The 9,429-nt window shown below is 61.6% G+C and carries 8 protein-coding genes; 3 read left to right on the top strand and 5 right to left on the bottom strand.

The window, feature by feature from the left end:
• A partial coding sequence (locus Q4P21_RS09835) for a TRC40/GET3/ArsA family transport-energizing ATPase (RefSeq protein ID WP_303388597.1) occupies positions 1-445 on the bottom strand: 445 nt, incomplete at its 3' end.
• A 1,181-nt stretch (positions 446-1,626) separates the two neighbouring features.
• On the opposite strand from Q4P21_RS09835, the gene Q4P21_RS09830 reads away from it, so the two are divergent.
• Positions 1,627-2,058, top strand: coding sequence for a hypothetical protein (locus tag Q4P21_RS09830; protein WP_303388596.1), 432 nt, complete (start codon positions 1,627-1,629; stop codon positions 2,056-2,058).
• Between the two features lie 209 nt (positions 2,059-2,267).
• Positions 2,268-2,486, top strand: coding sequence for a hypothetical protein (locus Q4P21_RS09825; protein ID WP_303388595.1), 219 nt, complete (start codon positions 2,268-2,270; stop codon positions 2,484-2,486).
• Between the two features lie 183 nt (positions 2,487-2,669).
• On the opposite strand, the gene Q4P21_RS09820 is transcribed toward Q4P21_RS09825, so the two are convergent.
• The 4 genes from Q4P21_RS09820 to mgtE form a co-directional block, all read right to left on the bottom strand.
• On the bottom strand, positions 2,670-3,434 hold the full coding sequence (locus Q4P21_RS09820; RefSeq protein ID WP_303388594.1) for a maleylpyruvate isomerase family mycothiol-dependent enzyme: 765 nt from the start codon (positions 3,432-3,434) through the stop codon (positions 2,670-2,672).
• Positions 3,431-4,024 carry a TetR/AcrR family transcriptional regulator gene (locus Q4P21_RS09815; RefSeq protein WP_303388593.1) on the bottom strand — a complete coding sequence of 198 codons (594 nt, stop codon included), beginning with the start codon at positions 4,022-4,024 and terminating at the stop codon, positions 3,431-3,433. The genes Q4P21_RS09820 and Q4P21_RS09815 overlap by 4 nt, the downstream gene beginning before the upstream one ends.
• 527 nt (positions 4,025-4,551) lie before the next feature.
• On the bottom strand, positions 4,552-5,946 hold the full coding sequence (locus Q4P21_RS09810; RefSeq protein ID WP_303388592.1) for an IS1380 family transposase: 1,395 nt from the start codon (positions 5,944-5,946) through the stop codon (positions 4,552-4,554).
• Between the two features lie 220 nt (positions 5,947-6,166).
• On the bottom strand, positions 6,167-7,525 hold the full coding sequence (gene mgtE, locus Q4P21_RS09805) for a magnesium transporter (RefSeq protein ID WP_303388591.1): 1,359 nt from the start codon (positions 7,523-7,525) through the stop codon (positions 6,167-6,169).
• Between the two features lie 558 nt (positions 7,526-8,083).
• Here mgtE and Q4P21_RS09800 point away from each other — a divergent pair.
• Positions 8,084-9,429, top strand: a 1,346-nt coding sequence (locus Q4P21_RS09800) for an MFS transporter (RefSeq protein ID WP_303388590.1), incomplete at its 3' end; no start/stop codon positions are given.

The following is a 9,429-nucleotide window of genomic DNA, read 5'->3' as shown; positions in this document are numbered from 1 at the left end:
TGTGGCCTGTCGGGGCCGTATCGAAGACGATGTGGTCATACTCGCCGTAGGAACTCTCGTCGGCGAGCAGGGTGGTGAACTCGTCAAAGGAGGCAATCTCAGTGGTGCAGGAACCGGACAGGCTCTCGGCAATGCTAGCCAACTCGGCCTCTGGAACGTGTCCGCGAATGGGGCCCAGAATCCGCTCGCGGTATACTTCTGCGGCCTGCCCCGGATCAATTTCCAAGGCGGAAAGGCCAGCCACCTCCGGGATGGCAGTAACGACGTTCCCGACGGTTATGCCAAAGACCTGCCCCACATTTGAGGCGGGATCGGTACTGACCAGCAGGACCTTCTTACCCTCCTTCGCAAGGATGATCGCCGTCGCACAGGCCACTGACGTCTTGCCCACCCCGCCCTTGCCGGTAAAGAAAACGAAGCGGGGTGTGTTCTGGAGAAACTTCATGGCGTTCCTAGCACCAGCCCGTAGGACCGCCGAAGCAGGGAGCGCTTTCGTGGACTCGAATAGCAGGCATACGATTCTCCTTGGTTTTCGTGGTGCTGCCACTCGTTGACGAGCAACAGAGCCCTCGCCCTCAGCTCACTCCCCCGCAGCGGGTCAGCAACGGTCAGATGCTCCCCCACTATATCGATGATTGTTAATGCGCAGTAGAGGTGTTGTTGGCGTCGAGGCCAACAATGCGGATCGTCGGCGACACCGCAACACCCCGAAAAGCGCAGGAGCCTCCAGCACTTTCCGGGGTGTTGTGATAGGGCCTCCTGCAGCTGTGGCTGTGGAGTTCGACCTCCTTTCGTGTTCTGTGCGGTCCGGTGCTTCAATTACGAGCGTCAGCCCACGGTTCGCCGCCGAGGCCAAACGCCGTTTCGCATCCCATGGACCGCAAGGCAAGTTCAGACCCGGTCGTGTCTGGCCACTGTGACACTCGGCGCTGGTTGGCATCATTCCCGCAGAGAAAATAGTACGTTCAACAACGCTTGGCTGGACGGCGATGGAACCCCTAGGTTGTGGAAACAACACGTCGATGGCCCAGCCATCTCAGGTTCAGGTGGGCAATCGAGCGTCATTGATCTCAGCACATCGAAGCCTGCCTTGGAGCACCACCATCAGAACTTTTGCGCATTGAATGATCAGTTTTGGCACGTTGGTGGCAATATGCGGTGAGTAAGTCACGGAGGACTTGTTCGGTTTGGATGTTGCGCCGCCCACCTTAGAATTACTCATCCCAGAACTCCAGGAACTGCAGTCTTGGGGCAAATAGGTGCTCCGTTCTTAGAGGGGTCGCACCAAAGATCGCATGCTGCCAGTGCATGTCCGTTGTCGTCCTGACGGGTTGTCGCCCTTTTTCTGCTGCCAAGGCATTGGTACGCATGCGGCGGGCGCAAGTTTCGGGCGAGTCGCAACGCCCGAATATCCAGCCTCCGTCCTAGGCGTCACATAGTCGCAGTATCGCACAACAGTGACATACGTCATACACAATTTCATTAGTTCATGAAATACTAATGATTGTGTGAATGAGTCGCTGGGGGGCGTGCACACTCTCTTTAGGTAGGTGGTGGCGAGTCAGATCCGGCCACCACCTAGCAATTCAAGCCCTGATCTTTAGGGCGCTAATTAGGGGACTCAACATGACCACCTCGCCCACGGCGAATCTTCCCGGGAAAGTCGACGCGGCTGAGTGGCCGTATTTAATCTGCACCAAGTGTGGCACCTCCAATGGCTTGAAGATTGAGGCCCTCGAAGGCGTGATTCCAGCGTCGCCGGACCATGTCTCGATCGAGTATTCGTGTTCTGACTGCGACTCCTTCTACGGCCATAGAGCCACGGTCCAGCAGGTCGCCAGGCTGCTCAACGCCAGCACCCCAACCTTGGGGGTCCTGCGTATAGGCCGGGCTTTCATCCATTGCGGTCAGCCGATGACTGAAACCCTGGAAGCTGATGCACCTCTCGGTGATCCTGCGAGCGGCCACTACGGTTGTTCTGCCGAGAATGCGGTTCGATTCCGCCTTCTCAAATGCAACTGCGGGTTTCAGTTGGACGTGCAGCTATCCGAGCTCTAGGACGCTGCACCCTCGTGGCAAAAGAACCACCACATCCTCCCCGCCCAGCGGAGCCACGGAACCCTGAACAACCTCCAACCGCATAGACCCCCGCTATAACGTGCCGCCTAACCACGAGCCCAATAGCGAAAGCATGTATGGCAGCGTTGCCAAGCGCCACCACCAAGCATTGACCAACTAGACAACCATGATTCAAAGCGGAGACAAGAATGACTGGACGAATTGAACTGCATCAGAAGATCGACGGGCTCTACCTCGTAAAATTGGTCGATGACCTCGAGAACACACTCGCCGTATCCCCTGATTTCGTGTCACGAAAAGCAGCCTTGGAGGGCGTGTTTGCGCTGCGCGAAATCGCCGGCACGGCCCACGTCCGCGACTGCACCACACGACAACACGCAGTTGAACAAACCAAGACCGTCGCCTGAAGTCTGCGACAGTTCTACGCCACCTGTCCGCTGGGCTTCCGAGGCGCCGATTACTGTGAGCCTTCGACTGGCAACTTGCCCAAAACTGATCCACAGGTCATGTGGCATCTGTAGATCGCACGGGTGTCGGTCAAGTGCCCGTGGTGACAGCGATCCAGCAACCATACTTCGAAAGTGCCACGGTTAGAGAGGAAGTTTGTGGTGTAGGACGCCGGGTCCCTCGGCACGGCCTGAAAGGATGCGGGTGAACTCCACAGCGTCGACGGTGAGGGGCACATCACCTCCGCCGGATTCGAAGTGGCCACCGGCAGGTCCGGTGAGCGTGAGCGTGTAGGGCTGGCTGTGGAGGCCTGACCATTCGGCGACAATGTCGGCAATGATGCGACCGTCGTGCTCGGCGCTCAGCTGTGGGGCGATTCCCGCGGCCCGTGCCATGTCGATGCGGTGCATCCAAGTGTCGCGGGTGAACCCTACGTCGAAGAGGTAGCGAAGCGGTTGCCAGCCGATGTGCACGTCCAGTGGACTGCCGAAGGGTAGCAGGGGCAGTGCACGTATCGGGGCAGGCAGGCGCTGTCGTGCCGTCAACGCTGCAGCAGAGTGACGGTCCCAGAGGTCGGGAAGCATCGTGGGTGTCCAGCCGGTGCGGGCTCGAAGCTGAGCTTCATTGAGCCCGTCCACCCAGTGGTTCCCGCCAATCTGCGCCGTCAGGGGCCTGCCGACCACTACCTGACGGGCGAACTCAATCGGGCTGGCCTGCGCCTGCGCCGACGCGGTGATATGGACGACGACGTCGCGCACCGTCCACGGCGCACAGTCGGTGAGCTGCTCCCAGACTGGGGCTGCAAGTTCACGCAGCAGCGCGCTGAGCCGGACGTTTTCCACGGCTGCAATTTCCATGGCCTCATCGTGTTTGATTCTCGGGATCGTTGCTGCTTCCGTGTATGTCATCCTTGGTTTCTCCTGTTCGTGATTGTGTCCTGCTGGCGTTGTTCGACGTCGGCGAGGAACATCTGGACAACCCGATCAGCCAAGCGCACCCAGCGCCGGCCACCGGGATCATTGGCTACCTGCTGGTGGGCCAACCCGCTTACCAACGCCGAGAACAGGTCCAAATCGGATTGAGTCGCAACACCCGCGGCCTGGGCCAGCCGTTGCGCGACCACGTAGAAATCGCTGGCGAGCTCATAGGACTGGGGCGACGGCTCAAACCCGGGGATTGTGCGCTGAAACAGTAACTGGTGGCGCACGACGTTCACACTGGAAAACTGCACACAATCCGCGACAAAGCGGGCCAATGCCTGTTGCGGGGGACCGTCGTGCCGCCGGGCGCCGATGAATTCCAACAGTTCCCGGTATCCGTCGGCAAACATCGCATCGTAGAGGTCGGCTTTGGACGCGAAGTAAACGTACAGGGACGGCTGCCGCAGACCGACCGCATCGGCGAGGTCGCGCAGAGAGATGGCGGCCAGGCCGTCACGGTCAGCCAGCCGCCATGATTCGATGAGAATCGCGGCCAACTTGGCTTCGCGCCGCTCCATGCGGCGATCCGTTGCGGGTGCCTTCACGTCGCGTTCCTCCTTTGGCCTGCCGACAGCCGAGTCCTCGAAGAAACAATGGGCCGTGACACCTGGCCTGCACCAAACGCGCACCCGCGCGGCACCTTCTCCGACGGCTCCACGTTGCGGAACCGCACGTATTCCTTGACCGTCATCGGCATCAACATCGTTTCACCTTCTCTTTGTCGCCTATCACTGATAGTAAAACTATCACTCATAGGTATGAATTTCAAGAGGTTTGAGGGGGTCGCGACAAACATGGTCCGCGCAGCCCTGCCGGCACTCCGGGCACACTCCGGCGCCCTGGCACATCCGCAGTTCCAATGCAGAAAGGCATTAGATGAAACACCCCTAAACCTCGATCCACCGAGCTGCCTTCGTGATTCGTTTGATTTCGGTTCGCGGGGCGGTTTCGCTTGTGGGCGCGGCGGGATTGCTGGCCTTGCTGCCGTTGGTGTTCCACGCTTGGGTTCCTGGGTCACGCCGGGGGCGGCGGGGCGGGTGGTTGTTTATGCTGCTTGTGGTGGGGCGTGGGTTGCGGTGTAAAGGTTTTCCCACGCGGCCTGCCAGGGCCAGGAGTCGGGTAGGTGGAGCCTGATTTTTCGGGCGCTGGAGGCAATCCGGGCCGGGACGTTGATGAGCTTGGCCCTGATCGTGCCGGTCCTGGCCTTGGCGAACAAGCCCTCGGCAAGGACCCCCGCAGCGCGGGTGAGGTTGTAGGCCATGACGGCAGTGACCAGCCACGCTGAATTCGCGCCGAAATGACCTGAGGGCAGGTGTGCTAGGGCACTGTCTTTCAGGTCGGCGTTGACCTGTTCGATAATGGCATGTTTGCGGTGGGTCTGATCGACCGCGACCGTGTCCAAGACCTCGGCATCGACGGTGGTGAAGAACGCATGGAAACGATGCGTGTCAAAGAGCGTGGGCTGCCCGTCAACGGCCTTGGGATTCAGCTCCGGAATCCTGCGTACGATCAGGCGCCCGGTGACCTGCTCGTCCTTCTTCTTGGAGGCGAACGCGGTAAACGGAACCTCTGCGACTTCCGCTACTGACACCCACGCTTCGGTGGCCTCGTCGAAGACGGCGTTCGTGTACTGGATCGGCACCCACACCGCCTCGTCGATGGCGGCAATGGCCCGTTTGACGACAGGGTTCATCCGCACCGTCACCGAAACATCGGCCCCACCAGCCAGGGCGGCACTGACGGCCCGGTGACCGTAGTCGGCCGAATCAAAACGACACAACACCGGCCCGGCCACGCCAGTGCGTTTGAGGGTCCCCAACGCCTCAGTGACGAATTTCTTCGCGCCGCGGGCTGAATTCGCTGCTCCCTTGCGCAGGCGTTGACCGATGATCACCGGGGCCGTGTTTTTCGTGGAGGCGGTCGCGAGCAGGGCATTGAGCCCGCGGACCCCGGAGTACCCGTACCCGGAGCCATGCTTCTGATAGCCATGGACCTCCACGGTCGTGTCGTCCACGTCGATGAAGATGAAGTCTTCCCCGGTCGGTGTCCCGAACAGGGGCACCCGCCGGGCCAGGTTCACCAGGAGGCGGGAGCCGACCGCGTCGAGTTGGCGCACATGACCGAACGTGAAGGACCGCAGGAACGAGCCCAACGTCGACGGTGCGTAACAGCCGGTGAAGATCTTCTTCATTCCGCCGTGGCGCAACACGGCCATGTCATCAACGCTGTCGGCCCCGGCGACCATCCCCGCGATCAGGGCGGCTACTTTCAACCCGGCATTGGCGCCCTTGTCCCCGGGCACCGAAATCCACTCATCAGCGAGTTCGTGCAGACCCGCGTTCTGGGCAAGACGCATCACCGGCACCAGCCCGGTCGCCGACACAAGGTTCTCCTCATCAAAGGAAACGGACACGGCCGCCGGGGTATGGGAAACTAGCATCTACGAGATGCTCCTCTTTTTGTGTGAAACGGACTCTAGACAAGCCCAATTCTCCGCCAAAAGACGGGCATCTCGTGTTTAAACCGCCGAGCGACCCCCAACCGAATCGGTGGATCACGGCTAAACATGCGGGAGGGTCGTGAATAAACGGCCCGAAAGTGCTGGAGCGTCGGTAGGTAGGTGGGGCGATGGGGCTGCTGGGCGGTGGGTGGGCTTCTGCTTAGAGGCCCAGGATGCTGGTGGCGATCAGGAAGTAGATGATCAGCCCTGTTGCATCGACGAATGTTGAGATGAACGGATTGGAGAACACTGCCGGATCCGCCCTCACTGCCTTCCCTAGGAGCGGCATCAGCCCGCCAATGCTGGCGGCCATGGTGCACACGCCCAGCAGGGTCAGCCCGATCACCCAACCGATGGGCACGGTGAAGAAGATCGAAGCGATCACGAAGCCGAGCGTGCCCAGCAGCAAACCCAGAAATGCGCCAACGCGCACCTCACGGGCAAAGACCTTGAAGACGTCGCTCGGCCGCACGTCGCCCAGCGCCAGTGCACGGGTGATGGTCGTGGCAGCCTGGTTGCCGGTGTTTCCCCCGGTGCCGATCAGCAGCGGGATGAAAAGGGACAGCACCACCTGTTGTTCAAGAGTTGCCTCGAAGGCGCCAATGACCTGGACGGTCAGCGTTGCACCCAGTGCGAGCACCAACAACCACACCACCCGGGCACGCACAATGCTGCTGACCGGAGTGGCCAGGTAGGGGCGCCGCAGCGGTTCTGTACCACCGGCACGGGCAGCGTCCTCGCTTTCAGCGTCTTCCAGGATTTGCAATGCATCATCAACCGTCAAAATGCCCACAATGCGGTCCTCGGCGTCGACAATCGGCAGCACCAGCACCTTGGCGTCGGCACAGTAGCGGGCTGCCTCCTCCACGTCCTCGGTGGCAGGGAAGCTCAGCGGGCGCTTCATGATGTCTGCAATCAGCACGGCGTCGTCGGCTCGCAGGACATCGCGCAACGACACCACTCCCACCAGGTGCCGCCCGGCGTCCGTGACGGGGATCGTGTAGACGCTCTCGGCGTCGTCCAGCTGCGACTTCACCCGGGCGAGCGTCTGCCGAACGGAAAGCTGCGGATGGGTTGTCACAAACTCAGGGCTCATGTAGCGCCCCACGGCACCCTGCGGGTAGCCGAGCACCGTGCTTGTCAGGGCCCGGTCCTTGTCGCTGAGCCCGGAAATCAGGCGTTGGGCCACGGAGGCTGGGAGCTCATCCAGCAAAGCCACCCGGTCATCGGGACTCAGCTCCGCAAAGACTTCAGCAACTTCAACGTCCTGCAATCCCTCAACCAGATCAGCCTGCAGTCCGGCATCCAGACGCTCAAAGACCTCCATGGCCCGGTCCTTGGGCAGCGTGCGGTATGAAACAGCCCGGTCAATGGTGTTCAGGCGTTCCAGTTGCTCGAGGGTTTCGTTCACGTTCAGGGGATGCAGCGCCTGTGAAACGGCGGCGAGATCCTGGTTGGCGAGGCCCTTGCCCAGGAGTTCAGCGCTGTCCGCAAAAGTTTGGACGGGGTATTTGATCATGATCCGGTTCCCTCCGTTGAAAGCACGCGCAATCACACCGCAGGATGATCCGCGGGGCGTGTGCAGGAAATGGGTGGCGAAGGCTAAGGCGCTACCGCACGAATCCCCGCAGGCCGTAAGGGAAGCTCCTGGCTTCTGCACCGCAGGTGCAAAGCTGCCCTGCCTTGCGGAGGACACTGCGGAGGATTTCCGTGTGCCGCCGCGGGTGGCGGGGATTAGAAGGAGGCTGGTTCCCGGTGGCGCAGGCTGGGCTCGCGCGGTGCGGTAGATCGACTATGTCCATCATCCATGTGCGGTCCACCTCCAACTTCTACGGCTCCGGGGAGCGAAATCACGGCCACTGGTAGGGATCTTCAAACAATCCGTGGCATCCATGCCATCCTAGTCCACCGGCGATGGGAACTGGGCATCTCAAAATTCACGGCCATTCCCTGCAGACGAAACCATTGTGTTGGCTGCTTTATCAGCCTAAGAATGAAGCATGACGGTCACCTTGAGGACCTTGCAAACTAAGGCCTGCGTCGCAGCCAGCGCACCTGCGGTCCGGGCAGGGCGCTGATGTCCGCGGCCGGGGTCGGTTTCCGTTCCGAACGCGGACCGGTCCTCATTGCGCTCATGGTCAGCATGGGGCTCGTGGCGCTGGACTCAACGGTGCTGGCGACGGCGGTGCCTTCCATCGTGGAAAGCTTGGGCGGTTTCGCTTCCTTCCCGTGGTTGTTCTCTGTCTACCTTCTCGCCCAGGCCGTCTCTGTGCCCGTCTACTCCAAACTCTCCGACACCCTGGGGCGCAAGCCCGTCATGCTGGCCGGGATCGGCATCTTCATGTTGGGCTCCATCTTGGCCGGTTTGGCATGGAGCATGCCCGTATTGATTATCTGCCGCACCATCCAGGGACTCGGTGCCGGAGCCATCCAGCCCGCCACCACAACGATCGCCGGCGACATCTACACCGTCGAGGAACGGGCGAAGGCTCAGGGCTACCTCTCAGGGGTCTGGGCGATCGCCGCCGTGCTCGGCCCCGCGATAGGCGGCCTGTTTTCCCAGTTTGCGAGCTGGCGCTGGATCTTCTTCATCAACGTCCCGGTGTGTGTGGCCGCCGCGTTCCTCCTCATGCGCGCCTACCACGAGAATGTCCCGCGCCGCAGGATCCACATCGACTATCCGGGCGCCATCCTGCTTGCCGCGGGCATGTCGCTGGTGATCCTTGCCGTGCTCGAGGGTGGGCAGGCCTGGGCGTGGGACTCGGTGTTCAGCATTGGCGGTTTTACCCTTGGCGGGGCGTGCATCGTCGCGTTCGTGCTGGTGGAACGCCGTACGGCCAACCCCGTGTTGCCCTTGTGGGTCCTCTCGCGCCGGCTATTGCTGACCACCACGCTCGTTTCACTCGGTGTCGGGGCTGTGCTCATCGGGTTGACTTCCTACGTGCCCACCTTCCTGGAAGGCTCGATCGGCACGGTGCCGCTGCTGGCCGGGATGGCGGTCGCAGCGCAGTCCATCGGTTGGCCCATTGCCTCCAGCTTCTCCGGCCGTCTGTACATGCGCCACGGATTCCGCAACACCTCGCTGCTGGGCATGGCCGTCATTGTCCTCGGGGCGCTTGCCCTCGTCCTCACCTCGGCGCGTCCAAACGTGTGGGTCGTCGCGGCGTGCTGCCTGGTCATCGGCTCAGGGCTCGGTTTCGCCTCCACCCCGGCCATCGTCGCGGCGCAATCCTCCGTCGGCTGGGGCGAGCGCGGCGTCGTGACTGGGGCGAACATGCTTGCCCGGGCCATCGGCAGTTCGGTGGGCGTCGCCATCTTTGGCGCTGTGGCCAACGCCATCATCGCCTCATCGGGCACAGGAGCATCGAACCCGGCAACCATCATTGCCTCCGCCCGCGGCGTATTCCTCGCCGTGCTGGTCTG

It is taken from the genome of Arthrobacter sp. (assembly GCF_030540645.1).
Lineage (GTDB): Bacteria > Actinomycetota > Actinomycetes > Actinomycetales > Micrococcaceae > Specibacter.
Note: the sequence above shows the minus strand (reverse complement) of the source record. Positions and strands in the feature narration are given on the sequence as shown.